Origin of the sequence: Flavobacterium terrae, from assembly GCF_900142035.1 — a bacterium.
Lineage (GTDB): Bacteria > Bacteroidota > Bacteroidia > Flavobacteriales > Flavobacteriaceae > Flavobacterium > Flavobacterium terrae.
Window position 1 is genome coordinate 209,621 of the sequence record NZ_FQZI01000003.1, and the last position, 25,723, is coordinate 235,343.

At 30.3% G+C, this 25,723-nt stretch carries 24 protein-coding genes; 10 read left to right on the plus strand and 14 right to left on the minus strand.

Going from position 1 to position 25,723, the window contains the following annotated elements:
- The first annotated feature begins 47 nt into the window (after positions 1-47).
- A complete protein-coding gene (locus tag BUC09_RS08965; protein WP_073311314.1) occupies positions 48-590 on the plus strand; it encodes a hypothetical protein in 543 nt (180 codons plus the stop codon).
- Positions 591-659: 69 nt separating this feature from the next.
- Here the strand turns inward: BUC09_RS08965 and BUC09_RS08970 are convergent, their stop codons facing one another.
- Together BUC09_RS08970 and BUC09_RS08975 are read right to left on the minus strand one after the other, a co-directional pair.
- Positions 660-1,700, minus strand: a complete 1,041-nt coding sequence (locus BUC09_RS08970) for a cysteate synthase (protein WP_073310758.1) — start codon at positions 1,698-1,700, stop codon at positions 660-662.
- 76 nt (positions 1,701-1,776) lie between these two features.
- Positions 1,777-3,915 carry a S9 family peptidase gene (locus tag BUC09_RS08975; protein WP_073310760.1) on the minus strand — a complete coding sequence of 713 codons (2,139 nt, stop codon included), beginning with the start codon at positions 3,913-3,915 and terminating at the stop codon, positions 1,777-1,779.
- 65 nt (positions 3,916-3,980) lie between these two features.
- Between BUC09_RS08975 and BUC09_RS08980 the strand changes: the two genes are divergently transcribed.
- Complete coding sequence (locus BUC09_RS08980) at positions 3,981-4,307, plus strand: YbaB/EbfC family nucleoid-associated protein (protein WP_073310762.1); 327 nt, start codon at positions 3,981-3,983, stop codon at positions 4,305-4,307.
- A 53-nt stretch (positions 4,308-4,360) separates the two neighbouring features.
- On the opposite strand, the gene BUC09_RS08985 is transcribed toward BUC09_RS08980, so the two are convergent.
- On the minus strand, positions 4,361-5,386 hold the full coding sequence (locus BUC09_RS08985) for a threonine aldolase family protein (RefSeq protein ID WP_073310764.1): 1,026 nt from the start codon (positions 5,384-5,386) through the stop codon (positions 4,361-4,363).
- 183 nt (positions 5,387-5,569) lie between these two features.
- Between BUC09_RS08985 and prfB the strand changes: the two genes are divergently transcribed.
- Both prfB and BUC09_RS08995 read left to right on the plus strand, forming a co-directional pair.
- A protein-coding gene (gene prfB, locus BUC09_RS08990) for a peptide chain release factor 2 (protein WP_143161895.1) occupies positions 5,570-6,665 on the plus strand; the annotation gives its coding sequence in 2 pieces (ribosomal slippage) (positions 5,570-5,632 and positions 5,634-6,665; 1,095 coding nt in all).
- 23 nt (positions 6,666-6,688) lie between these two features.
- A complete protein-coding gene (locus BUC09_RS08995) occupies positions 6,689-7,489 on the plus strand; it encodes an HNH endonuclease family protein (protein WP_073310767.1) in 801 nt (266 codons plus the stop codon).
- Positions 7,490-7,541: 52 nt separating this feature from the next.
- On the opposite strand, the gene BUC09_RS09000 is transcribed toward BUC09_RS08995, so the two are convergent.
- The 3 genes from BUC09_RS09000 to BUC09_RS09010 form a co-directional block, all read right to left on the minus strand.
- On the minus strand, positions 7,542-7,964 hold the full coding sequence (locus tag BUC09_RS09000; RefSeq protein ID WP_073310768.1) for a DoxX family protein: 423 nt from the start codon (positions 7,962-7,964) through the stop codon (positions 7,542-7,544).
- Positions 7,965-8,027: 63 nt separating this feature from the next.
- The gene (locus BUC09_RS09005; RefSeq protein WP_073310770.1) at positions 8,028-9,656 is read right to left on the minus strand and encodes a M1 family metallopeptidase; all 1,629 of its coding nucleotides are present in this window, start codon (positions 9,654-9,656) and stop codon (positions 8,028-8,030) included.
- A 177-nt stretch (positions 9,657-9,833) separates the two neighbouring features.
- Entirely contained in the window at positions 9,834-11,477 is a 1,644-nt protein-coding gene (locus BUC09_RS09010; protein ID WP_073310772.1) for an acyl-CoA carboxylase subunit beta, read from the minus strand.
- A gap of 180 nt (positions 11,478-11,657) precedes the next feature.
- Between BUC09_RS09010 and BUC09_RS09015 the strand changes: the two genes are divergently transcribed.
- The 3 genes from BUC09_RS09015 (at position 11,658) to BUC09_RS09025 (ending at position 14,503) form a co-directional block, all read left to right on the plus strand.
- Positions 11,658-12,302 (plus strand): DUF47 domain-containing protein, encoded by a 645-nt coding sequence (locus tag BUC09_RS09015; protein WP_073310775.1) that lies wholly within the window; start codon positions 11,658-11,660, stop codon positions 12,300-12,302.
- A gap of 22 nt (positions 12,303-12,324) precedes the next feature.
- Positions 12,325-13,644, plus strand: coding sequence for an inorganic phosphate transporter (locus BUC09_RS09020; protein WP_073310776.1), 1,320 nt, complete (start codon positions 12,325-12,327; stop codon positions 13,642-13,644).
- A gap of 130 nt (positions 13,645-13,774) precedes the next feature.
- Positions 13,775-14,503, plus strand: coding sequence for a DUF2490 domain-containing protein (locus BUC09_RS09025; protein ID WP_073310778.1), 729 nt, complete (start codon positions 13,775-13,777; stop codon positions 14,501-14,503).
- 40 nt (positions 14,504-14,543) lie between these two features.
- Here the strand turns inward: BUC09_RS09025 and BUC09_RS14680 are convergent, their stop codons facing one another.
- Positions 14,544-15,590, minus strand: coding sequence for an AMP-binding protein (locus BUC09_RS14680; protein WP_073310780.1), 1,047 nt, complete (start codon positions 15,588-15,590; stop codon positions 14,544-14,546).
- Between the two features lie 12 nt (positions 15,591-15,602).
- Positions 15,603-16,517 (minus strand): CPBP family intramembrane glutamic endopeptidase, encoded by a 915-nt coding sequence (locus tag BUC09_RS14685; protein WP_073310782.1) that lies wholly within the window; start codon positions 16,515-16,517, stop codon positions 15,603-15,605.
- Positions 16,518-16,591: 74 nt separating this feature from the next.
- On the opposite strand from BUC09_RS14685, the gene arsC reads away from it, so the two are divergent.
- Positions 16,592-16,933, plus strand: a complete 342-nt coding sequence (gene arsC / locus BUC09_RS09040) for an arsenate reductase (glutaredoxin) (RefSeq protein ID WP_073310784.1) — start codon at positions 16,592-16,594, stop codon at positions 16,931-16,933.
- 73 nt (positions 16,934-17,006) lie between these two features.
- Complete coding sequence (locus BUC09_RS09045) at positions 17,007-19,541, plus strand: outer membrane beta-barrel family protein (protein WP_073310786.1); 2,535 nt, start codon at positions 17,007-17,009, stop codon at positions 19,539-19,541.
- Between the two features lie 49 nt (positions 19,542-19,590).
- Here the strand turns inward: BUC09_RS09045 and BUC09_RS14845 are convergent, their stop codons facing one another.
- Together BUC09_RS14845 and corA are read right to left on the minus strand one after the other, a co-directional pair.
- Positions 19,591-19,764, minus strand: coding sequence for a hypothetical protein (locus tag BUC09_RS14845; protein WP_200778483.1), 174 nt, complete (start codon positions 19,762-19,764; stop codon positions 19,591-19,593).
- A gap of 106 nt (positions 19,765-19,870) precedes the next feature.
- Complete coding sequence (gene corA / locus BUC09_RS09050; protein ID WP_073311316.1) at positions 19,871-20,941, minus strand: magnesium/cobalt transporter CorA; 1,071 nt, start codon at positions 20,939-20,941, stop codon at positions 19,871-19,873.
- 364 nt (positions 20,942-21,305) lie between these two features.
- Here corA and hutI point away from each other — a divergent pair, with 364 nt between their 5' ends.
- Positions 21,306-22,541, plus strand: coding sequence for an imidazolonepropionase (hutI, locus tag BUC09_RS09055; RefSeq protein ID WP_073310788.1), 1,236 nt, complete (start codon positions 21,306-21,308; stop codon positions 22,539-22,541).
- Between the two features lie 16 nt (positions 22,542-22,557).
- Here the strand turns inward: hutI and BUC09_RS09060 are convergent, their stop codons facing one another.
- The 4 genes from BUC09_RS09060 to BUC09_RS09075 all read right to left on the minus strand — a co-directional run bounded on the left by BUC09_RS09060 (position 22,558) and on the right by BUC09_RS09075 (position 25,687).
- Positions 22,558-23,019 (minus strand): tetratricopeptide repeat protein, encoded by a 462-nt coding sequence (locus BUC09_RS09060; protein ID WP_073310789.1) that lies wholly within the window; start codon positions 23,017-23,019, stop codon positions 22,558-22,560.
- A 198-nt stretch (positions 23,020-23,217) separates the two neighbouring features.
- On the minus strand, positions 23,218-23,967 hold the full coding sequence (locus BUC09_RS09065; RefSeq protein WP_073310791.1) for a hypothetical protein: 750 nt from the start codon (positions 23,965-23,967) through the stop codon (positions 23,218-23,220).
- 63 nt (positions 23,968-24,030) lie between these two features.
- Complete coding sequence (locus BUC09_RS09070; RefSeq protein ID WP_073310793.1) at positions 24,031-24,900, minus strand: DUF7738 domain-containing protein; 870 nt, start codon at positions 24,898-24,900, stop codon at positions 24,031-24,033.
- 22 nt (positions 24,901-24,922) lie between these two features.
- Positions 24,923-25,687 (minus strand): DUF7738 domain-containing protein, encoded by a 765-nt coding sequence (locus BUC09_RS09075; RefSeq protein ID WP_143161896.1) that lies wholly within the window; start codon positions 25,685-25,687, stop codon positions 24,923-24,925.
- Positions 25,688-25,723: the final 36 nt, after the last annotated feature.

The window sequence follows — 25,723 nt, forward strand, 5'->3', positions numbered from 1 at the left end:
GTGCCGAATCTAAATTTGTAATGTATAATAACAAAAACAACAAAGTTATGAAAACTACAATTTTAGGAATGCTTGCAGTAGTATTTACATTAAATATCCAAGCGCAGAACAAAAACTTACAAACAGAAGTAAAGACAACAGTAACAACCATTAAAGATTCTGATGGTGAAAAAAGATTAGTTAAATCGGAAGTTACAAAAGAAGTGCAAAAAGTAGGAGTCGAAGTTGAAAAAGAACGATCAGATTCTAAAAATATTCCAATGGCTAATAATCCTGTTGAAGTAACTAGCACAACTACAGTAAACCATAATGGTGTAGCAAAAGTTGTAGATATTGAAAAATCTACATATTACATGCTTGATGGTATGAAATACCAATTAAAATCTGAAGATGGAGAATCATACACCATGTATACTGATAAAAATAAACCACGTGGAAAAATGAGAAAAACATCAAACAACAACTATATTTACTATAATAAAAATAAGTTCTCTGTTGGTTATTTTGACTCTGAAGGAAACTTTATCTTAGAAACTTACAATAATAAATCTGATAAAATAACTACCGAGAAATTTCTTGTACAGAAATAATAACAAAATTATTTACATAAAAAAAACTCCGAATCGTTGATTCGAAGTTTTTTTTATAAGGAAATTATACTATTTTATAAATTCAATTTTTTGAGCTTCTTCAGCATTTACACTATCAAAAAATCCTTGAGCATTCATCCACTCATCACTAAATACTTTACTCATGTATCTAGAGCCGTGATCAGGAAAAATAGCTATCACATTACTATTTTCGTCAAACTCACCTTCTTCTGCATATTGCTTGATAGCTTGCATAACTGCTCCAGATGTATAACCTACAAATAAACCTTCGGTCTTTGCAATATTACGTGTCATGTGAGCACTATCTTCATCAGTGACTTTAACAAACTTATCTATCAAATCGAAATCTGTAGCAGTAGGAATTAAATTCTTACCTAATCCTTCGATTCTATATGGATAAATTTCTTCAGCATCAAATTCTCTTGTTTCATGGTATTTTTTTAATACCGATCCATAAGCATCAACACCTAAAATTCTAATATTTGGATTTTTCTCTTTTAAAAATTTAGCAGCACCTGATAATGTTCCTCCTGTACCTGTACAAGCCACAACATGTGTTACTTTTCCATTGGTTTGATCCCAAATCTCAGGGCCTGTTGTTTTGTAATGTGCCTCAATATTTAACTCGTTAAAGTATTGATTGATATATACTGAACCCTTAGTTTCTTCATGTAATCTTTTGGCAACATTGTAATATGATCTTTCGTCATCTGCAGAAACGTGGGCTGGACAAACATAGACCTTAGCTCCCATACTGCGTAGCATATCTATTTTGTCTGGAGATGATTTTGAACTAACCGCAAGAATACATTCATATCCTTTAATGATACTTACCATTGCTAAACTAAATCCTGTATTACCAGATGTAGTTTCAATAATAGTATCTCCTGGCTTGATGATTCCTTGTCTTTCAGCTTCCTCAATAATGTATAATGCGATACGGTCTTTTGTAGAGTGACCAGGATTAAAGGCTTCTACCTTGGCATAAAAATTTCCTTTAATTTCTTCAGTAATCTTATTGATTTTAATTAGCGGAGTATTCCCTATTAATTCCAATACATTATTGTAAGCTTGTATATCTTGTCCCATATATTTTATAATCGAGGCTTTTTATTTTGGGATTTTAACAACACCAAAACTTTGCAAATCTATAAAAAAAATTTTATTAATGTTTAATTCCTTCTAAATCTAATAAAAAAGAAAACTCTTTAGCGACTTCTTTTAAGGCTTCAAACCTTCCGGAAGCACCGCCATGTCCAGTATCCATATTAGTATCTAAATATAATAGTTTTTTATTACTTTTCAAAGTCCTAAGTTTAGCAACCCACTTCGCTGGTTCCCAATATTGCACCTGAGAATCATGTAATCCTGTAGTTACTAACATATTAGGATACTCTTGCTCTACAATATTATCATAAGGAGAATATGACTTCATATAATTATAATATTTTTTTTCGTTTGGATTTCCCCATTCGTCATACTCACCAGTTGTTAAAGGAATAGATTCATCTAACATAGTAGTTACAACATCTACAAAAGGTACAGCCGCTATAACCCCATTATACAAATGTGGTGCCATATTTATTACAGCTCCCATTAAAAGTCCTCCAGCAGAACCTCCTTCAGCATATAAATGTTGTGGAGATGTATATTTTTGATCAATCAAAAATTTAGAACAATCAATAAAATCTGTAAAAGTATTTTTCTTTTTTAATAATTTTCCGTCCTCATACCAAGGTCTTCCTAAATCTTCTCCACCACGAATGTGTGCAATCGCATAAATAAATCCTCTATCCAACAAACTTAAACGTGTAGTTGAAAAAGTACAATCCATTGAATAACCGTAAGAACCGTAAGCATATTGTAACAAAGGATTGTTTCCGTCCAATTTAATTCCTTTTCGATACACTAAAGAGACAGGAACCTTTACTCCATCCTGAGCAGTAGCCCAAATTCTTTTCTCTTCGTAATTATTCTTGTCAAATTTACCTCCTAAAACTTCTTGCTCTTTCTTAATTTCTTTAGTCTTATCCTTCATATTAAAATCAATGATAGATGAAGGTGTTGTTAAAGACTGGTAACCATAACGCAATATATCCGTGTCAAAGTCTACATTCGTTGAAGTATATGCTGTATAGGTTTCACTTTCAAATGGAAGATAATACTCCCCTTCTCCATTCCAAGGCATAATTCGTAACTTGGTTAATCCGTTATCTCGCTCTTCTACAACCAAATAATCCTTAAAAATTTCGATATCTTCTAACAAAACGTTATCTCTGTGAGGAATTAGATCTTTCCAATTTTCTTTTGAAGTACTATTTTCAGGAGTCTTCATCAACTTGAAGTTAGTCGCCTTATCCTTATTGGTCAAAATATAAAAACTGTCGTTATAATGCGAAATACTATACTCTAAACCTCTTGTCCTTTTTTGAAATACTTTAAAAGAATCATTGGGAGAATCTGCTTCAACTATTTGATATTCTGTAGTCATTGTACTTTGAGATCCAATGACAATATATTTTTTAGACTTCTCTTTGTAAATGAAAACACTAAAAGTATCATCTTTCTCTTCAAAGACTAAAACGTCTTCAGAAGTATTTGTTCCTAATTTATGACGGAAAACTTTATCTGATCGAAGTGTTACAGGATCTTTAGTAACATAAAAAATAGTCTCATTGTCATTTGCCCAAACTGAACCTCCCGTACAATTTTCTATTTTATCTGAAAGAATTTCACCTGTTTCTAAATTTTTAACTTGAATAGTATAAATTCTTCTGCTGACTAAGTCTACTCCAAAAGTTGCAAACTTATTGTTAGGACTTACACTCACTCCAGACAATTGAAAATATGCATGATTTTTTGCCAATTCATTACAATCAAACATAATTTCTTCTTGAGCATCTAAACTTCCTTTTTTTCTTGAATAAATAGGATAATCCCCGCCAGTTATAAACTTAGAGATATAATAATATCCGTTATACAAATAAGGAACAGATTGATCATCTTCTTTGATTCTAGATTTCATCTCTGCAAACAAACTATTTTGAAAATCTTTTGTGTGAGCAGTCATTTCTTCATAATACTTATTTTCAGCATTTAAATAATCTATAACTTCTTTATTATCTCGATCATTTAGCCAATAATAATTATCTATTCTTATATCATTATGTTTTTCTAATGTGTGTGGAATTATTTTAGCAATGGGTGGCTGTATATTTTTTGACATTTTATATTGAGCAGTTATTTTATTAATTGAAGATGCAAAAATAAGACTTACCAAGCTTATTTTAACTAATTTATTCATAATAGTTTGTTGTGTTTGTGCATGGCAATTTAGTATTTTTGTCCTGGAATTAAAAAATTATTACAATGTTTGGAGATATTATGGGTATGATGGGTAAGCTAAAAGAGACCCAGCAAAAAGTAGAAGAAACTAAAAAAAGACTTGATTTTGTTTTAGTTGACGAACAAAGCTCAGATGGTTTATTAAAAACCACTTTAACAGCAAACCGAAAAATCAAATCTATTTCTATCGATGATTCTTTGCTTGAAGATAAAGAACAATTAGAAGACTATTTAATATTAGTATTAAACAAAGCTATCGAAAAAGCAACTAATGTTCATGAAGCAGAGTTAGGTGCAGTTGCAAAAGAAGGGATGCCTAACATTCCTGGAATGGATGGTTTATTCAAATAAATAAAAACCCGAAGCTTATTACTTCGGGTTTTTATTTATAATCGCTTTATAAATTACATTGCAATTTTAGGCAAGATATTCATTACATATTCATGCATAACTTGGCGATAATCTAAGTGAGTAACTATACGAAGTTTACCATGCCCCATAGAACTGATATGAATTCCTTTTTCTTTTAGCTTATCGATTATTACTTTTTCATTCAAATAACTTTGTACAGAAAAAATTAAAATATTAGTCTCAACAGGTTCTACTGAGGCTACCCAAGGCAACTGCTGTAAAATATGAGCTAATTCTTTTGCTCGCCTGTGATCATCTTCTAAACGCCCTACATGATGGTCTAAAGCATAAATTCCAGCCGCAGCAAGATATCCTGCTTGACGCATTCCTCCTCCAAGAATTTTTCTTACTCTTAATGCTTTTTTAATTGTTTTAGCATCAGAAATCAAAACTGATCCAACAGGCGCTCCAAGTCCTTTACTTAAACAGACAGAAATGGTATCGAACAATTGTCCAAATTGTCTTGGTGATTGACGTTTTGCCACTAAAGCATTCCAAATTCGAGCACCATCTAAATGATACTTCAAATTATTTTGAACACAAACTTGTTTTATTTCTGCTAATGTTTCTATTTCATAACAAGCTCCACCTCCTTTATTTGTAGTATTTTCAATACTAACTAATTTGCTCAAAGGGGCATGGTAAAACTCAGGATCGTTAATCGAATTTTTTACTATAGAAGCATTAATCATCCCTCTAGTTCCATCAACTAAATTACATGAAACTCCGCTATTAAAAGAAGCTCCACCACCTTCATAATGATATATATGCGACCATTTGTCACATATAACTTGGTCGCCAGGATTTGTATGTAGCTTTATTGCTGTTTGATTTGCCATTGTTCCCGAAGGAAAAAACAATGCAGCTTCCATTCCAAAAATAGTAGCGACTTTTTCTTCTAAAGCATTTACTGAGGGGTCTTGTTTATAAACATCATCTCCTACTTTTGCGCTAAACATAGCGTGCAACATTTCTTGTGTAGGCTTGGTTACGGTATCACTTACCAGGTTTATTTCCATATTGATAAAAAATCAATCTATTTGTAAGAATTAAATTGTTCTGAACTCACTATTTTTGGGGAGAAAAAATATTTTTAGTATCTTTCCCAAGTATTTCAAACATATCACTTTTAAACCGTAACGGCTAATTATAGAAATACGTATAAAAACCTAAAAAATAGAAATCAAAAGTATAAAATTATTATGACAAATGCCGACCAAATTAAAGGTATTGTAGAACGCCTTGGTGCGTTGAGGAGGTATCTTTGACATTGATGCCAAATTAATCGAAATTGCTAACGAAGAAGAGAAAACTTTTGCTCCTGATTTTTGGAATAATGCAAAAGAAGCTGAAGTAATTGTAAAAAACCTTCGCTCAAAGAAAAAATGGGTTGAAGATTATGAAAAAGCTATTAATCTATCAGACGAACTTCAAATAGCCTATGACTTTTTCAAAGAAGGAGATCTAAGCGAAACTGAACTTGACGAATTATACGAAGCAACTAATTCTCACATAGAAAATATTGAATTTAAAAACATGCTTTCTGATGAGGGAGATAGTATGAGCGCTGTGCTCCAAATTACCGCTGGCGCTGGAGGTACAGAAAGTTGTGATTGGGCAAGTATGCTTATGCGTATGTATTTAATGTGGGGTGAGAAAAATGGTTATAAAGTAAAAGAATTAAACTTTCAAGAAGGAGATGTAGCTGGTATTAAAACGGTGACTCTAGAATTTGAAGGAGATTATTCTTTTGGTTACTTAAAAGGCGAAAATGGTGTACATCGCTTAGTAAGAATTTCGCCTTTTGATAGTAATGCAAAAAGACACACTTCGTTCGCTTCTGTATATGTTTATCCATTAGTTGATGATAGTATCGAAATTGATATTAACCCTGCTGATATAGAAATCACAACATCGCGTTCTAGTGGTGCTGGTGGTCAAAATGTAAACAAGGTAGAAACAAAAGTTCAATTATATCATAAGCCAACAGGAATTCAAATTCAATGTTCTGAAACAAGATCTCAACAAGATAATAGACAAAGAGCAATGCAAATGCTACGTTCTCAATTGTATGAAATCGAGTTAAAAAAACGTATGGAACAAAGAGCTGATATTGAGGCTAATAAAATGAAAATTGAATGGGGCTCACAAATACGCAACTACGTTATGCATCCTTATAAGTTAATTAAAGATGTAAGAACGCAACATGAAACTAGTGATGTTGAAGGCGTAATGAATGGAAACCTAGATGACTTCTTGAAAGCTTATCTTATGATGATGGGACAAAAAGAAAGTTAAATTGTTTAATTAATAGTTTTTCTATGTATTTAAAAAGATATTATGACGAAGAAATTTGGAAAGAAGTTGAGTTAAAATCTCCTTTTAAAGAAAAATTCAAACTATTTGTTTCCAACTATGGAAACTTGAGAAAATTAACTCTTGAAACTAATTTAGAAATTTCTATAAAGCCTTCTTTAACTGAAGGGTATCCTTCTTTTAATTTAAGTGTTTTTAGTGACCAAAGTGAATCTGACAAAGAATATTTATTTGATGCCAGGAATAAAATTTTAGATTTTAAAAATGAAATTAGAGCACTTAACAAACAATTAAAAGAATGTGATGGTAAAAATGCAGATTATTATAGAATATTAAAAGAAATAGAAATTAAAGAAAATTTACTTGATTCGTTCAAAAAAACATATCAAAAGAAATATAGAAAAATAGAAAATAATCGCAGACATATTTTTGGAACTTTAGTACATAGATTAGTAGCTATTTCTTTTGTTGAAAAACCAACAAACGAGCATAAATTTGTAGCTCATCTTGATTTTGATAAATTAAATAATCATCATTCAAATTTAAAGTGGATGACTAGTGATGAAAATATCAAACATCAACAAAATAGTCCATACGTAATTAAAGCTAAAGCAATTGCTAATATTAATAGGCCTGTAAGAATTACTCGATCAAAACTAACAATTCATCAAGTAATGCTTATTAAGAAACAAATTAATGAAGATGTACCTTTACGAAAATTAGCCAAAAGATATAAAGTTTCAGAAACTCAGCTTTTGAGAATCAAAAGAGGAATTAACTGGTCAAATATAGCACCAGCTAAATAATAAAAAAGAGCCATTTTTAATGGCTCTTTTTTATTCATATATTTTTACTTTTTTACTGTTGCATCTTAAAATAATAATCTGCTGAGTGTTTACCACTTCCATAGAAAAGAAAGAAAATACAAATTGCAAAAAGTAAAAATGATAATATCATATTTCCTACATTCATTTCTCCAATAAAATTAACTAGAAAAGCCCCAAGCAAAATTGGTAACTGTGCCATAATTGCCCAGCGAGTAAGCAAACCAACTATAATCATTATTCCTCCCATCATGTGTGCAGCTACAACGTAATGCACAATTAACATCCCTCCTCCTAAATTTTTGATAGGATCTGCAAGTTGATTATAATATTCAGTGTTTGTTATAAAGGATACTCCTTTCCAAAAAAGAAAAACACCAACAATAATTCGCAAAATATCTAATGAATAATACGTATGAGCGTTAGCCCATTTGTTTAAACTTTTAACGGTTTCCATAATGCTTCAGTTTAAAATTAGTTATCTAATTTAATAAAGATTACAAAAATAACCTACTACAAATCAGTATTTTATATAAAAATCAGTTTTTATAGGCTGAATGTCATTAATCGATTTTACACTTTCTGTGAAGACTTTCCAAGAAGTACTGGCTTCTAATCGAATCTTTTTCCCTTTAATCATCACATCAATTGGCATAACAAAATTTGGAGCTTCCGCATTCCATTTATATTCAATCACTTTTCCGCTTTTTCTAAATTCTAGTTCAGGAATTGATGTGTAACGAAGATATTGATCGAAAATTGGAGTCAAATCTCTACCAGATTCTTTATTGAAAAAATCAATAACATCTTGTGTTTTTATAATTTGCTTTTTAAATGTTTCAGAGTATTTCAAAAGCATTCTCCACCATTTTGAATCATTATCAACAATATGACGGATTGTATTTATCATTAATGCTCCTTTAGGATACATATCACCACTACCCTCTTTATTTACACCATAATGTCCTATTATTGGTCTATCATTAGTAACTGCATTACGTAAACCATAAGCATACTGCATGGCTTTATCATATCCATACTGACATTCAATATAAACTATTTCTGAGTACATAGTAAACCCTTCATGAATCCACATGTCTGCAATATCTTTACTTGTAATACTGTTACCAAACCATTCATGACCAGATTCATGTATGATAATATAATCGAAAAGTGTACCTACACCTGTACCAGACAAATCATTCCCCATGTAACCTTTCATATAATGATTCCCATAAGCAACAGCGCTTTGATGCTCCATTCCTAAATATGGAGTTTCTACTAATTTATACCCATCGTCACTAAAAGGATATTTTCCAAATTTCTCTTGAAAACAATCCATCATAGGTTTTACTTCCTCAAAATGTTTCCTAGCTTTTTTCTCATTAGCTCTTAAAACATAATAATCCAAATCTAATCCTTTGTGATTGTCATGTATATGAACATAGTCGGCAATATTAACAGTAATATCATAGGTATTTATAGGATTTTTTACTTCCCAATCCCAGCGAGTGTATCCATTTTTTAGATTTTCCATTCCCATGAATCGTCCATTTGATACGTTCATCAAACCATTAGGAACGGCAACTTTAATTGTTGCTCCATTATCTGGTTCGTCACTTTGTGAATCCTTCACTGGAAACCAACAACTAGCTCCAAAACCTTGACAAGCTACACCAACCCATGGTTTTCCATCTTTATCTTTACTAAACACAAAACCACCATCCCATGGTGCTCTTTTAGCAATTACAGGATTACCAGAATAATAAAAACGAATCACACTTTGTGTATCCTTTTGAAGTTCTTGAGGAAAATGAATAAAAGTGGCTAATTCTTCTCTCTTGTAATCTAACTTTTTGTCATTATAAATAATACTATCAACATTCATATTTTCAAATAAATCTATTTGAATTTTTGAAGTATTCTCTACAACTTTAAATGTTATATCATTATAACCAACAATGTGTTTTTGATTAGGGCTAATTTTAATATTCAAATCATAATGCAATACATCAAAACTTGTTCGCTCTGGTCTTAATCCTCCTTGCAAGGTATCACGACGAGTAAAAGTTTCTTTAGGTACCGTTAATTGTGCATTAGCTTGAAATAAGCTCACAAAAAAAGTAAAAATAAATAAAGTGTTTTTCATGGATTTGGGGTTTATTCAATAAAAAAACTACCACGTAAAGTTAGTGGTAGTTTTTAACATATTGTTACATTTAAGAAAATTTTAATTTTTAAATTTAGATTTTACGAACTTGAATATTACATATAAATAGCTAAATCAAATACAATAAATGCTAAAATTTTCAAATACTTCATAAAATTAAACTTGAATAACCCCTAAATTAAACTGCTTTTCAATTGGTGCATGGTTAGCCGCTTCGATACCCATTGAAATCCAAGTTCTGGTTTCTAATGGATCAATAATAGCGTCTGTCCATAATCGAGATGCTGCATAGTAAGGAGATACCTGCTCATCATAACGAGCTTTGATTTTATCAAATAACTCTTGTTCTTTATGTGCATCAACTTCTTCACCTTTTGCTTTTAAAGAAGCCGCTTCAATTTGCATTAATACTTTTGCTGCCTGTGCCCCTCCCATTACCGCAAGTTCTGCACTTGGCCATGCAAAGATTAGTCTTGGATCATAAGCCTTTCCACACATGGCATAATTTCCAGCTCCATATGAATTTCCTACTACAACAGTAAATTTAGGAACTACTGAATTTGCAACGGCATTCACCATTTTTGCTCCATCTTTAATAATACCTCCATGCTCTGACTTAGATCCTACCATGAATCCAGTTACATCATGAACAAATACTAAAGGAATCTTCTTTTGGTTACAATTCGCAATAAATCGTGTGGCTTTATCTGCTGAGTCTGAATAAATAACTCCACCAAATTGCATTTCACTTGGTTTTGTTTTTGCTCCAGTTGTTTTCGCGATCAAACGTTGGTTGGCCACTATACCCACAGCCCAACCATCAATACGAGCATAACCCGTTATAATTGTCTGTCCATAACCTGCTTTATATTCATCAAATTCTGAATTATCAACTAAACGTTTGATAATCTCCATCATATCATATTGTTCCGCACGAGATTTAGGTAAAATACCATAAATATCTTCTGGATTTAAAGCAGGTTTTTCAGATTTCACTCTGTTATAACCAGCTTTATCAAAATCACCCATTTTCCCAACAATGCTCTTGATTCTATCTAAAGCAGCGGCATCATCTTTTGCTTTAAAATCGGTTACTCCTGAAATTTCGCAATGCGTTGTTGCTCCACCTAGAGTTTCGTTATCTATTGTTTCCCCAATAGCAGCTTTAACCAAGTAACTTCCAGCAAGGAAAATACTTCCTGTTTTATCTACAATCAGTGCTTCATCACTCATAATAGGTAAATATGCGCCACCAGCAACACAACTACCCATTACGGCAGCAATTTGTGTAATTCCCATACTGCTCATTATTGCATTGTTACGGAAAATACGCCCAAAATGTTCTTTATCAGGAAAAATTTCATCTTGCATAGGTAAATACACTCCAGCAGAGTCTACTAAATAAATTATTGGCAATCTATTTTCTATTGCAATTTCCTGTGCTCTTAAATTCTTTTTTGCAGTTATAGGAAACCAAGCACCTGCTTTTACAGTAGCATCATTTGCTACAACAATACATTGCTTTCCTTGAATATATCCTATTTTCACTACTACTCCACCACTTGGACATCCACCATGTTCTTTATACATGCCATCACCAACAAAAGCACCAATCTCTATAGACTTTTCATCATTATCTAATAAATAATCTATGCGTTCTCTAGCGGTCATTTTGCCTTCTGCATGTAGTTTTTCAATTCTTTTCTCACCTCCTCCTAATTTAACTTTTGCAAAGCGTTGTCTTAATTCTGAAAGCAAAAGTTTGTTGTGATCTTCGTTTTTATTGAAGTTTAAGTCCATGATAAATTTATAGTTGTGAAATTATTTTGTTTATTTGATGGCTAAAATACAAAAAGCAATTCAATCAAACTGCTTCATATTACCTTAAATATTTCTTTACAATGTTAATATGTTTTTCACTATTTGTTAATGATTTCTTAACATTGAGAAGCTACTTTTGCCGGATAAAAATTTAATAACATGAACCTAAACAGTATCTTTCAATTTTTAGTACCAAAAGACACGAAATTCTTCCCTTTGTTTGAGCAAGCAAGTAGTTCACTAGTTGTTTTAGCTGAAACTTTACACGAAGCTGTAAATGCTCCAAAAGAAGAAAGAGAAAGTTATTTTCAAAAAATTGAAGAATTAGAAAATAAAATTGAAGGTATTGCTCACAAAACTCAATTAGAATTAAGCAAAAACTTCATTACTCCATTTGATAGAGAAGACATTAATGCATTAATTAAATCTATTGATAATGTAGCAGATAATATGCATGGTGCTGCAAGTAGAATGCGTTTGTATCAAGTTGAAAAAATTACCAAATCAATACGTAAATTAACTGAAATTAATTTAGAAGCTTGTCAATTAATTGACAAAGCAGTTAAAGAATTGAAGGACTTAAAAAATCATCAATCCATTAAAAGTTTATGCAAACGTATTAACAAATTAGAAAGCAAAGGAGATGTAGTTTTTGATAAAGCAGTAGCTGATATATTTGAAAACGAGACCGACGCTATAAAAATTATCAAGTATAAAGAAGTTCTTTCTGCACTTGAAATGGCATCAGACAGATGTAAAGGCGTTTCAAACGTTATTGAACAAATATCAGTAAAACACTCTTAATTACCGATTTTCGGTTTTAATTATGACATTATTAATTATCATTATCATATTAGCCTTAATATTTGATTATATTAATGGTTTTCATGATGCAGCAAACTCAATTGCTACGATTGTTGCAACTAAAGTTTTGACACCATTTCAAGCGGTACTTTGGGCTGCATTTTTTAACTTCCTTGCCTACTGGGTTTTTGGTTTTGGTGTTGCAGACACTGTAGCTAAAACAGCTAAAACTTCTAGTATAGATTTAGTGGTTATACTTGCTGGTATTATAGCAGCAATCATTTGGAACTTATTCACTTGGTGGAAAGGAATTCCATCATCATCATCGCATACACTTATAGGAGGTTTTGCTGGAGCAGCATTAGCACATGGTTTTTCAGGAAAAGTAACAGATCCAAGTCATTATGGTTTTGGAATCGTAAACTGGTTTAAAGCTGCCAAAGAAGGAGAATTACTTCCAAGTGGTGTTTTGGTTATAATCGCTTTTATAGCTTTAGCTCCTATTGTAGGTATGATTATATCCTATTGTGTCTCATTATGGTTCATGCATTCAGCTAAAAAAAGTATCTATCCTAAAATATTTACAGTAGCTTTCTTAGCATCAACAGTTTGGTTTTTATCAACCGTGATGAAAGGATACAGCGAAATTAAAAAACCTCGTTTTCAATCTGAATTTTGGAGTGTAGTTGGTGAACCTGAAAATATTAAATGGCTCTTGGTAGGATTTATCGTTTTTGCACTTGGAACAATATGCTTATTATTTAGTAGTTTTTCAGCTGGTAAAGCAGAATCAATTCTAAAAAAGACACAATTATTATCATCTGCTGCATTCAGTTTAGGTCACGGTGGTAATGATTCTCAAAAAGTAATGGGTATTATTGCTGCAGCTGTAGCTGTTTATATCAACACATCTGGAGTTGACGTAATGCAAATGCCAGAATGGTTACAAGTAGTTTTACCTAATGAAGAAAAAGGAATCAAAGCACATATGCCTGAATGGATACCATTGGCTTGTTATACTGTTATTGGACTTGGAACTTTAAGTGGTGGATGGAAAATTGTTAAAACAATGGGATCTAAGATTACTAAAGTGACTGCTTTTGAAGGAGTTGTTGCAGAATCTGCTGGAGCTCTAACATTATTTATCACTGAGCATTTTAAAATCCCTGTCTCAACTACACATACAATCACTGGTTCAATCATTGGTGTTGGAGTTACTAAGCGTGTTTCTGCTGTTCGATGGGGAGTAACCGTAAATCTTTTGTGGGCATGGATACTAACAATTCCTGTTTCTGCAGTTCTGGCAACAATAACATATTTTATTTTAAGAATTTTTATTTAATAAAAAACACTCTAAAAAAGAGACTAATATTTAGTCTCTTTTTTTTAAACCTATTTTGAAAAAAATAACCTTTTCATATACAACACACAACTTTTACTTAACAACAAAACCGTATAACTACATTATAATAATGAAAAGAATAATTCTGATTTTATTAATATCAATCTTTTCCAACACAAATTTAAGCGCACAAAACGAGGAACACCTTTCAGGTTTTACAACTTTTTCATTAACTTATAAATTCAATAAAAAATGGTACTCTTATCTTGAATTACAAGGTCGCTCAATTGCAGAATTTTCAAAAATTGATTACTACGAGATAAAAGGTGGTTCAGGATACAATATCAACGGAAACAACCAAGCTTTTATTGGCTTAGGTAGATATGTGAATTACAAAAATAGTAAACTATCTAGGGAAGAATTGCGATTTTGGTTACAATATACTTTTAGTAAAAACATATCTAGAATTAAATTTGAAAATAGATTTAGAGCTGAAAAAAGGTTTTTTCACAATCCTGTTACAGATGCTAATACAAATACTGAGAGATACAGATATAGATTAAACATTTTAGTTCCTATAAACAAAGAAAAGTTTGAAGCTAAAACAATTTTCTTGAATACTTTTGACGAACTTTTTATTGGTCCTGAAAAACCAACAATTAATAGAAACAGAATATTCTTAGGGGGCGGGTATCAAGCAACTAAATCATTTGGTGTATCATTAGGATACTTATTTCAAAGAGAATTTACTGCAAACACAAATACTAACTTACATTTTTTATTTTGTGGATTAAACTTTGCCATTGACGGTTCAAAATCGGATATACCATATCAAGCCCCTTCACCAGACCATGATTAACCTACTTATAATAAAAAAGCAACTTTGTGAGTTGCTTTTTTTATTTAAGACATTTTATTGTTTCTTTTCTTTTTATCTTTCCTGTTTCAGTTTCTAAAAATTTGTTAACGAAAAATATTTGTTTAGGCCTTTCATATTTATCTAATTCTTCAAAAATTGAAGGATCTAATTTAAATTCTCCACCTTCAATAAACAGAACTAATTTCTCATTGAAAACATCATCGGGAATACCTGCAACAAAAAAACGCCTTTGAATTTTACTAATTAGCTTACTCTCAATTTGCTCAGGAAAGAGCTTAATCCCACCACTATTAACTACATTGTCAAATCTTCCTTTCCATACAAACTCAGTATCTGAAATTAAATCAACTATGTCATTTGTTTTTAGTTCTTCTGGAATTAATTGTGGAGCATAGATAACTAAACAATCTCTATTATCTGTCTTGATTTTTACATTAGGTAAAACTTTAAAACCCTTATCCCCTACTTTTCTTAGAGCAACATGAGTTACAGTTTCGGTCATACTGTAGGATTCATAAGCATTGTAATTAATTTCGATTAACTTAGTAGTCAATTGTTGATTTAAAGGTGCACCACCTATGAGTAATGTTTTAATTTTATCTAGTTGATTAATTGAGTTTTCAACTTGAAGTGGAACCATAGCCACAAAATCATAAACTTTTGAAATATCTTTCAAAGGACTTGCTGATGGTTCAACTACATCAATCTTCCACCCTAAAACCATTGCTCTAACAAACATCATCTTACCTGCAATATACTTTACAGGAAGACAACAGAGAGCAATAGTATTTTCATATATTTCAAAAAAAGCACTAGTAGCTAAAGCAGAATTAATCATTGCTGATTTTTCAATCTTAATTTCTTTAGATTTACCAGTTGTTCCAGAGGTTTTTACAATTATGAAGGAATCCTGATTGAACCATTGTTTTAAAAAAAATCCCAAATCTTTAAGATTATCTATTGTCGATAAAGTAAACTCTTCGGATTTTAAAAGTAATTCTGCCTTATCAAGGCTTAAATCATTTAATTGAAATGAAGGATGAATATTGAAAGTAAAATTCTCCACTTATCTATAGTTTTATTCAATTAATTTGCCAGTAAGTTTTTCTTTCCAATTGGTCCAATTGTATTTTTTGCTGAATAAAAATAATAAAATAGGATATACAATAAAAACTGGCAGGACAACCTCGAAACCAGCTCCTGGTTCTGAAACATCTTTAAAAACTGAATCAGTTTGAAAAGCAGACCAATCTGAAGTAACCAACAAAGCTCCAATTAGATTATTAGCCGCATGGAATCCCATAGAGAGTTCCATTCCTTCATCCATAAGTGTTATTATACCTAAGAAAAGTCCTGTTCCTATATAATAAATCATCACAATATTGCCTAATTTATCAACTTCAGGATTAGCAAAGTGTAAAAGACCAAAACTTACTGAAGTAACCAGTAGTGGAACCCATTTGTTTTTGGCTAACAACCCAAATCCTTGCATAAAATAGCCTCTGAAAATTAATTCTTCAACACTTGTTTGAATAGTAACCATTACAACTGCAATTACAAGAAGCATTAAAAAAGGCATCAAATTAAAGTTCCATAGAAAATCCTGTGGTGAAGTAAAATAACCAACTATAGTTGTAATAATTTGAAAAATGGCCCAAATCGAAAAAGCAAAAATGAAACGACTCCAATCAATCCTCATTCTTGAAGTTATTATGTCTTTAATCTTTTGATCATGAATTTTTACAACAAAATAAATTCCAACTAAAGCAACAGCAAAAGACAAAAGCAGTAAAAAAAATGTCAGATTTTTATTTAAAACATTCATGAAATCAGAGGTAACAACAGGCATAGGTTTATCTTCTGCAAAACATTTTACCATTACAGCTACCAATAAAGGGACTTGACCGATTACATTAGCAATAAAAATTAATAAACCACCTAAAATATATTTCCAAAATTTATTACCGGGCAAAAAGGCTTGTTGTAAAAACATAAAAACAAATTAAAAAGTATAAGTAAGTTCTTTTAATTTTGTGTGAACTTAACAAAAGATAAAAATAACAAAAAATGATTACAATTTATCACAATAACCGTTGTTCAAAATCAAGAGAAGGTTTATGTTTTTTAGAAGATGCAAAGGTTGAAATTGAGATTGTAAACTATTTAGAAAAATCTCCCAAAAAAAGAGAAATTAAATCATTACTTAAAAAGTTAAAATACAAACCCTTAGAACTAGTAAGGCAAAAAGAAACCATTTGGATACAAAACTTTAAAGGGAAAGATTTAAACGATGAGGAAATCATTGATGCCATGGTCAAATATCCAACTCTAATTGAAAGACCAATTATAGTCAATGGTAACAAAGCTGTTATAGCTAGACCAAAAGAAAGAATACTAGAAATATTGTAGAGAATAACCATTTAACAATACTTTGGCAAAAATTATAATTTTCAATTTTATTTTTGTGGCTTAATTTAAAGTCATGAAGTTTTTTAAAATACTTACTTTTTTATCTGTTCTCATCTCTACTTTTTCATTTGCACAGCAAGGAAATAAAGTTACTTTATCTGGAAAAATTATAGAAAAGACTAGCGGTCTACCTTTAGAATATGCTACGGTAACAATTATCAATCCATCTACTAGTAAACCTGTTTCAGGTGGTGTTACAGATAGTAAAGGTGAATTTAAAATTGATGTATCACAAGGTAGCTATAACATCAAATACGAATACATTTCCTTTAAGACTATTGAAATAAAAGGAAAAAACATTTCATCAAACACAAATCTTGGAACTATAGCTTTAGAAGATGAAGCCCAACAATTAGACGCAGTAGAAATACGAGTAGAAAAAACGGCTGTTGATATTAAGTTAGACAAAAAAGTATATAGTGTAGGAAAAGATATCATGGTTAGAGGTGGAACTGTTAGTGACGTGTTAGATAATGTTCCATCAGTTTCTGTAGATTCAGACGGTACAGTTTCACTAAGAGGAAATGAAAGCGTTCGTATTCTAATTGATGGAAAACCATCAAATATGGGTAATATTAATGATGCTTTAAAACTAATTCCTGCAGAAACAATTGATAAAGTGGAAATTGTAACAAATCCATCAGCTCGTTATGATGCTGAAGGAGGTGGAGGAATCATTAACATCATTCTTAAAAAAGGTAAAAACCAAGGTATAAACGGAACATTTGTTGCTTCTGTTGGAGATCCAAGAAACACAGGAGTTTCTGCAAACTTAAACTTTAAACAAGAACATTCAAACTTCTTTACTTCAATTGGTTACAACAACAGAAGTAATCCAGGAAATACTAAAATTGATCAGCAAAATTTTGACCAAAATGGAGCTCTAAAATCAATTTTGAATGAAAGGAGAAAAAACAATCGTTTTGGTGAAGGATTGAATGCAAATTTTGGAATTGAATTATTATTGAATAAATCAACTTCATGGACAAACTCTTTGAATGTAAGAAGCAATAAAGGAGGTAATAAAGAAAATGTACTTTATTACAACTACGATGCGTTAAATCAATATTTAAATACCAGACAACGTTATAATGATTTACAATCAACAAGTGAAAATGTCGATTATTCATCAAACTTCGTGAAGAACTTTAAAAAAGATGGACATAAATTAACTGCAGATATTTCGATTTCACAAAATAGTGACAATGACAATTCTACTATTGAAGGTATAATCTTAGACAATAATGAATTTGTTTCTTCTGAGAGAACTCGTAAAAATGACAAACAACAAAGAAATTTATTTCAAGTTGATTATGTACTTCCTATTGGCAAAAAGTCACAATTTGAAGCTGGTTTTAGAGGAAATTATGTAAAAAATATAACAGATTATCAAGTTGAAGAACGAAAAACAGCTTCTAGTCCATTTACTAATATTGATGAATTTACCAACATTTTAGAATATAATGAAAATGTAACAGCGGTTTATACGCAATTTGGGTCAAAAATCAATAAATTTTCTTATTTGGCTGGACTACGTTTTGAAGACTCTAAAATTGAAGTTAATCAGTTGACATCTACTATTTTTAAAACAAAAAAATACAACAACTTATTTCCTAGTTTATTTTTAACTTATGAAATAAATGACCAAAGCAGCATATCTTTAAATTATAGTAAAAGAATTTCTAGACCTAGAGATCGTTTCATTAATCCATTTGCGTCATATACTAGTAACGTAAACTTATTTCAAGGAAATCCTGATATAAACCCTGCTTACTCAGATGCTTTTGATTTAGGCTATCTAAAAAAATGGGAGAAACTAACATTAAGTACATCGCTGTATTACAATCACACTACAGATTCTTTTGAAATGGTTAGAAAAGAAAGAGGAGATTTTGTTTTTACACCTGTTGGAACCCCAGATGTTATTGTCAATGGAGAAATTGTTACTGTAAACGATGGAGAAGACATTAAAACTCCTGTTATTGTTAATACTTTTTTTAATTTAGGTCAAAATGATCGTTTTGGATTTGAATTTACTTTAAACTATAACTTTAAAAAATGGTGGAAACTTAATGGAAACTTCAATTTCTTTAATAGTCAAAATACAGGCAGCTATACTTATATAAATAGTAAAAATGAAGAAGTTTTTCAAAGTTTTAATAGAAACGCAACTACTTGGTTCACAAGAATTACATCAAAAGTAACATTGCCTTACAAAATTGAATGGCAAACCAATGCAACTTACAATGCAGCTCAAAAAACTGCTCAAGGGTCTAACAAGGCTATTGCAGCGATGAATCTAGCATTTAGCAAAGATGTTCTTAAAGATATGGGAACTATTTCTTTCAACATTAGTGATGTATTTAATTCACGTAAAAGAATACAAGACATACAACTTCCTAATACCAATTCTCACAGTGAAATGCAATGGCGTAGAAGAGCATTTACACTTTCATTTACCTATCGTTTTAATAAAAAGAAAACTGACAGAGATCAGAAACCAAAACAAAATAATAATGGTAATGGTGATGATGAGTTCATGGGATAACATAAAAAAAGGTACGCAATGCGTACCTTTTATTTTTTAAACAAATCAATTAAGCTTGTTCATTTTCTGCTAGTCTATTAGCTCTTTTTTCTTTCCACATTTCCCACATAGCTCCTCCTATCCAGTAGAATACGAAGTTAATTAAGAAAATCATTAACCAAAAACCCATGGTTAATATTGTTAAGAAAAGTAAGAAACCTAAATACTGTTGAAATTCAAACATGTTTTCCGGAATTTTTGAATACCCTACAAATGTAAATGTATTTATTGGGTTAACCAATAATAAAACGAATTTTATTTTAAACTAAAATTAAGTTGTGATTAATCAATCAAAACCATTTTCTAAGTTTGAAATATATTATCATTCCAATAGTAATGATAAACATAATCGCAATAGTAATGAAATATCCATTTTCAGACTTCAATTCGGGCATATTTTCAAAATTCATCCCGTAAACTCCAGCTATAAAAGTAAGTGGAATAAAAATTGCAGAGACAATTGTTAGTGTTTTCATGATCTCATTCATTTTATGACTTTGTGCCGAAAAGAAAAAATGAGTTGCACTATCAAGCGTTGCCATATCATCTTCAATCTGCTCTAATAACTCAAGACTTTTTTGATATAAACGAGAGAAAAAACTATAGTTTTGAGATTCAATAGCATTAAAAACATTATCGTCTTTAATACTAATTATGGTATGTAATGAATCTCTTAGTGGGATGATGGCTCTTTTTAAAAAACTATAATTGTCTTTATGTCTTTCTATTTTTTCGATGGTTCTTGGGTTCACATCAATTTTTGAGAGATTTAGCAACTCATCAACTTTATTTTCCTCATTTTCAATTGTGATATAGAAATTTTCCATCACTGCGTCAAGTAAAATATAAAGCAAATAATCCGCTTTTTTGGTTCTCACTATTCCAGAATGAGTTCTTATTCTTTCCCTGATATGTGTAAAAAAATCACTTCTTTTTTCCTGAAAAGAAACTAAAACTCCATCCTTAAGCAAAAAACTAATTTGCTCAACATTTAATTGGAAAGATTCGTTATTTGGTAAAAGTGATTTAATATTAAAAAATAAAGTATCGTGGTATTCTTCTACCTTAGTCCTCTTAGTAGTATTGAGTATATCTCCCAACATGAAATTATCAATTTTAAAAAAATCTCCAATTTCTTGTATGACTTTCATATCGTTTAAACCATGAATGTTCAGCCAATTAATTTTTTCAAAATCAATACTAGATAAGATATCATGACACTTTAAATTTTCACATTCAGTAAGTTCATCATTATTGTAAACAAACAATTGTATCTCCGTTTCAACGTTTTTGTAATGCCCTGTATACTCTAAAAAAATCGGTTGAATTTTGCGTCCTTTTTTATATTTAATCTTTCGCACTGCAATAGCTTTTAAGAGTAATATTACAAAACTTCTGTAAAATAAAAAAAGCTCTTTGAATAAAATCCAAACAGCTTTTCTTGAATTAATATAACTAACCTCTATTTCGTTTTTTATAAACGTACTGCAGAATCTCGAAAACTTTAGGATTAACTTCTGCAATAACATTTTATCAAATAAAGCCACAAATTTTACTTTACTTAATTATCTCAAATTTAACAAATTATATTCTATTTACATACTAAAATTTATTTTTTTTAGAAATAAATTTAGCTTAAAAGTTAATTTGATTGTGTTAATGAATTTATTAAACATAAAATAGAAATAAAAAAAAACTACATTATTTTTACATAAAATAGTTTACATGAAAACCTTAATAATAAACATTAAAGAATTACTTCAAGTACGAGAAAATAACATAGATAAAGTATCGGGGAAAGACATGGCAATACTTCCTAAAATCGAGAATGCTTATTTATTAATTGAAGACAATTTAATTGCTGATTATGGTTTAATGGATAACTGTCCTAAAATTGATATTGATAAAACAATTGATGCTCAAGGAAAAGTTGTATTGCCTTCTTGGTGTGATAGTCATACTCATATTGTTTATGCAGGCAATAGAGTTCAAGAGTTTGTTGATAGAATAAATGGTTTAAGTTATGAAGAAATAGCCAATCGTGGTGGTGGTATTCTAAACTCTGCAAAAAGAGTTAATGAAACTTCAGAAGAAATCATTTACAATGAATCGAAAGCTAGACTTGAAGAAATAATAAAGCAAGGCACTGGAGCTGTAGAAATAAAATCTGGATATGGCTTAACGGTTGATGACGAAATAAAAATGCTAAGGGTAATTAAAAAGCTTTCCGAAAATTATCCCATTATGATTAAATCTACTTTTTTGGGAGCTCACGCCTTCCCTACTGAGTATAAAGAAAATCATTCGGCTTATATTGACTTGATTATAAATGAAATGCTTCCTAAAATCGCTGAAGAAAATTTAGCTGATTATATAGATGCGTTTTTAGAAACTGGTTATTTTTCTGTTGAGGAAACAGAGAGAATTATGATTGCAGGAAAGAAATATGGATTAACTCCAAAAATACACGTAAACCAGTTTACTGCAATTGACGGAATCAAAGCTTGTGTAAAACATGAAGCTCTTAGTGTAGATCATTTAGAAATTGTTACCGATGAAGATATTGAAACTTTAAAAGATAGTATAACAATGCCTGTGGCTTTGCCTAGCTGCTCATATTTTATAAGCATTCCTTACACACCAGCCCGTAAAATGATGGAAGCAGGATTACCATTAGCTTTAGCTACTGATTATAACCCTGGCACTACTCCATCAGGAAACATGAATTTTGTTGTAGCAACTGCCTGTATAAAAATGAAGATGACACCAGAAGAGGCTATCAATGCAGCTACTATAAATGGAGCATATGCAATGGGCATTTCTCAAACACACGGTAGTATAACAAGGGGGAAAAGAGCAAATTTAATTATTACAAAACCGATTGTTTCCTTTTATCAGTTACCTTATGAATTTGGAAGTAATTTGATTGAAAATGTTATTGTTGAAGGGAAAATGATTTAAATGTTTTTTCAATCTATTACAATGATTTGTAAAATTCTTTATTTTTAAATACTTCTTGAAAGGATTTTACAGTTGCCTGTAATATAGGAATAAAAAAAGCTTCATTACCTCTAAAATTTAACGTATAACTGTATTTATCTCCTTTTTTTAGAGTTTTTAAAGCTTTGTCTAAATCTTTCTTGAATTGCTTTTTATCTTCTTTTTGCTCATTGAAATAAATATCAATATCTTCCTTTACATCTATATTACTAGAAAACATTGAGGCTATCAAAAAAGCATAAGCTTCGTCTTTTTTTTCAGCTTTATAGGCATTTTTAGCTAAATCATATATGATTCTGTCGACGTCTTTTTTAACATTTGTCCAGCTTAATTCTATTAATGGATTTGTAAAAATAGCTTTTGTATAAAATTCTTTAGCAAGTTGATAATTCCCTTGAGAAAAGTAAATATCACCTAAACTATGTGTTGATAAATGCAAAATATTTTCAACTTCATATTCTCCACGCGGAATCGCGTCAAAATGTTCTTTTAAAAAACTCTCGCTAATTTTTAAATCACTAAAATAAGCAAGCTCTTTTACATAATTTCGGATGCTGAATCGGTCCAGCTTTTCATTTAATTTGTTGGCATAATTGAGTAATTCCTTATTCGATTTATAAGGTTCATGTTCTAAAAGTTATTTTAAACCTTCACGTAAATCGTCTATCCTGAAATCGTGATATAGAGGGAACATTTTACGGTCTTCTTCATGCTTAGATAGCTTTTTTTCTTTCCTCTTTTCAGTATTTTCTAGAGAATCATTTAAGTTAAAAATATTTTTACCTGATATAGAATTTTTAAAACAGTACACTATAATCCTAGGATTTGTTAAATTTTTATAATCATCATCAATAGAAATAATATACATCCAATTGTCCTTTTCGCGTATAAATGAAATTGTATTAGGCTCATTTACTACATACTCTGTTTTATTTTCTATGAAAGTACCTTCAGTTTCAATTTTCTTTAAGATAAGTTTTTGAAATAATTCAGTACCACCTATGCTTTCAATTTCAGTAAGGTATTTTTGTACATATTCTTTCATATAATCGGGTAACTCATTGGGATTTTGAGGACCAATTGCTGAAATGTTTATTTTTTCTTCGTAAAAAGTATATTTTGCAGGTGAAATTATTAAATCTGGATTATCTTCTGAAAGTATGATACAAATACCTACATTATCCTTTTTTAAATCCTTTAATTCAATTTTTTTGGATTCATTGAAATTTGAAATAATGGTATTTAAATACTTATTTGTTTTACCTTCTCTTTTATATATTTGAATATATTCTTCAATGTTTTTCTTTACATTTTGATAGTTCTCTTGTGCTGTCAACTGTAAAGAGATGAGCAGTAAGATTTGTACATATTTTATTGTGTTATTCATCACATTCTTAAAATTTCAAACTATACTAAAACAATATTTACTTTTGAAACCATTTTCACTTAATTAATTTGAAATTTGTATGTATTTCACAGCATTAACAACTCCTATTTCACTTACATGAAAACCATCAGTACTACCCAATTCGTTAATATCTCGTAACATTTCTACGGATAAATTGCGCTCAGAAATTATTCTTGACCATTCCTTAGAATCTCCAGGTGGTTCATAACTTTCTCCTTCTATATTTAAGCCTTTTACAGTTTTAAACCAATTGTCATAACCCATTTTACTAAAATCTACAGTATGACCATTGTAGGTAAACATTCCTTTATACTCTTGTTTTGGAGCATTGTTGTAAACTAAATCAGTATTTTCAAGCTCTTCTTTTGAAATTTCTTTTGTCTTACTGTAATGAAGTGTATGTAGATAAATACAATTTATTTCATCCTTTTCAGTCACATAAACTTCTATACCTAGTTTATCCCAAACATGGTATTTACGAATATCTAGAGGTATTTTATCTTCTTTATATTCATCAAAATTTCCAAGCACTTTTACAGCTTCATCTATATTGTTGTATTCTTTTTCAATTTTTGGATTATCAATATTTAGATTGTAAACTTCAACTTTTTTTCTCTTATTCAAAAAAGCATAAAATCCTGACTTATTCCATTTCCATGATTTATTAGTATTACCTCCTGATGAATCAATTACAATTCTATCAGCTTTCCCTATAATATCCACAAAATCTTTTATTGGTCCTACAATATTAAACTTTTGTCCATTATAGTAAGTTAATGAGTCCTGAATGTAAAAACCTAGGGAATTTGAAATTTGCTTAGGTTGAGATTTATTTTGACAACTTACTAGATTTGAAACGATTAAAAATCCTAAAATCAATTTAGATATATTACCAAGAATCTTATTAATCATTTTGCAATAATTATTAGAAGTCCTAATTATTCTTCTTTCCGTAACTAAATATATTTATTGAAGAAATAACATCAATTTTTGGAGATGTCTCGTTTGTAGTTTTATATCTATTAAAAATAGCATACAAATCATCGCTTGCTCTTATTTCTCTACTCCAGCCTTTTGAATCTCCTGGGGGATCAAACTTACTATCTGTAATATCTAATTCTTTAATAAAATTTTCCCATTCCAAATTCTTCAAACTTTTAAGATTTACAGTTTTCTCATTATAAGTAAATTCTCCTGAATACAATTTCTTAGGAAAAGATGCTTTAAATTCTGGGTCTTCATCTTCAAAAAGAAATCCTCTAAAAATTGCTGGTGGTAGCAAAGTAATATTCACTTGTACAACTCTTGTTTTCTCTACCCATATTGAAATACCTAGATTATCCCAAACATAAAATTGACGTATTTCAAGCTCATCCTTCTCATTTTGATATTCATCAAATTGACCTAATTCTTTCACAGCATCTCCGATTGTATTGAATTGCTTATCAACATAATCATTGTTTTGTTTAGCAGCAGAAACAATGATTTTATGCTCATAATTCTCAAATGCTTCGTAACGATTCTTCCATTTCCATGACTTGTCAAAATGTACTTTTTCAGAATCAGTAATTATTCTATCGGGTTTTCCTATTACTTTAACAAAATGATCAATAGATTCATTAATTGTAATTTTATTTCCATTGTAATAAAACAATGAATCTTTTATAACAAAACCTTTATCATATATTGAATTACTCATTTTTTCCTGACAGCTTACCAAATTTGACATTATTAA

Coding starts and splice junctions, on each gene's coding strand:
- BUC09_RS08965 (WP_073311314.1), top strand. CDS start 48: ATGAAAACTACAATTTTAGGAATGCTTGCAGTAGTATTTACATTAAAT.
- BUC09_RS08970 (WP_073310758.1), bottom strand. CDS start 1,700: ATGGGACAAGATATACAAGCTTACAATAATGTATTGGAATTAATAGGG.
- BUC09_RS08975 (WP_073310760.1), bottom strand. CDS start 3,915: ATGAATAAATTAGTTAAAATAAGCTTGGTAAGTCTTATTTTTGCATCT.
- BUC09_RS08980 (WP_073310762.1), top strand. CDS start 3,981: ATGTTTGGAGATATTATGGGTATGATGGGTAAGCTAAAAGAGACCCAG.
- BUC09_RS08985 (WP_073310764.1), bottom strand. CDS start 5,386: ATGGAAATAAACCTGGTAAGTGATACCGTAACCAAGCCTACACAAGAA.
- BUC09_RS08995 (WP_073310767.1), top strand. CDS start 6,689: ATGTATTTAAAAAGATATTATGACGAAGAAATTTGGAAAGAAGTTGAG.
- BUC09_RS09000 (WP_073310768.1), bottom strand. CDS start 7,964: ATGGAAACCGTTAAAAGTTTAAACAAATGGGCTAACGCTCATACGTAT.
- BUC09_RS09005 (WP_073310770.1), bottom strand. CDS start 9,656: ATGAAAAACACTTTATTTATTTTTACTTTTTTTGTGAGCTTATTTCAA.
- BUC09_RS09010 (WP_073310772.1), bottom strand. CDS start 11,477: ATGGACTTAAACTTCAATAAAAACGAAGATCACAACAAACTTTTGCTT.
- BUC09_RS09015 (WP_073310775.1), top strand. CDS start 11,658: ATGAACCTAAACAGTATCTTTCAATTTTTAGTACCAAAAGACACGAAA.
- BUC09_RS09020 (WP_073310776.1), top strand. CDS start 12,325: ATGACATTATTAATTATCATTATCATATTAGCCTTAATATTTGATTAT.
- BUC09_RS09025 (WP_073310778.1), top strand. CDS start 13,775: ATGAAAAGAATAATTCTGATTTTATTAATATCAATCTTTTCCAACACA.
- BUC09_RS14685 (WP_073310782.1), bottom strand. CDS start 16,517: ATGTTTTTACAACAAGCCTTTTTGCCCGGTAATAAATTTTGGAAATAT.
- arsC (WP_073310784.1), top strand. CDS start 16,592: ATGATTACAATTTATCACAATAACCGTTGTTCAAAATCAAGAGAAGGT.
- BUC09_RS09045 (WP_073310786.1), top strand. CDS start 17,007: ATGAAGTTTTTTAAAATACTTACTTTTTTATCTGTTCTCATCTCTACT.
- BUC09_RS14845 (WP_200778483.1), bottom strand. CDS start 19,764: ATGTTTGAATTTCAACAGTATTTAGGTTTCTTACTTTTCTTAACAATA.
- hutI (WP_073310788.1), top strand. CDS start 21,306: ATGAAAACCTTAATAATAAACATTAAAGAATTACTTCAAGTACGAGAA.
- BUC09_RS09065 (WP_073310791.1), bottom strand. CDS start 23,967: ATGAATAACACAATAAAATATGTACAAATCTTACTGCTCATCTCTTTA.
- BUC09_RS09070 (WP_073310793.1), bottom strand. CDS start 24,900: ATGATTAATAAGATTCTTGGTAATATATCTAAATTGATTTTAGGATTT.
- BUC09_RS09075 (WP_143161896.1), bottom strand. CDS start 25,687: ATGAGTAATTCAATATATGATAAAGGTTTTGTTATAAAAGATTCATTG.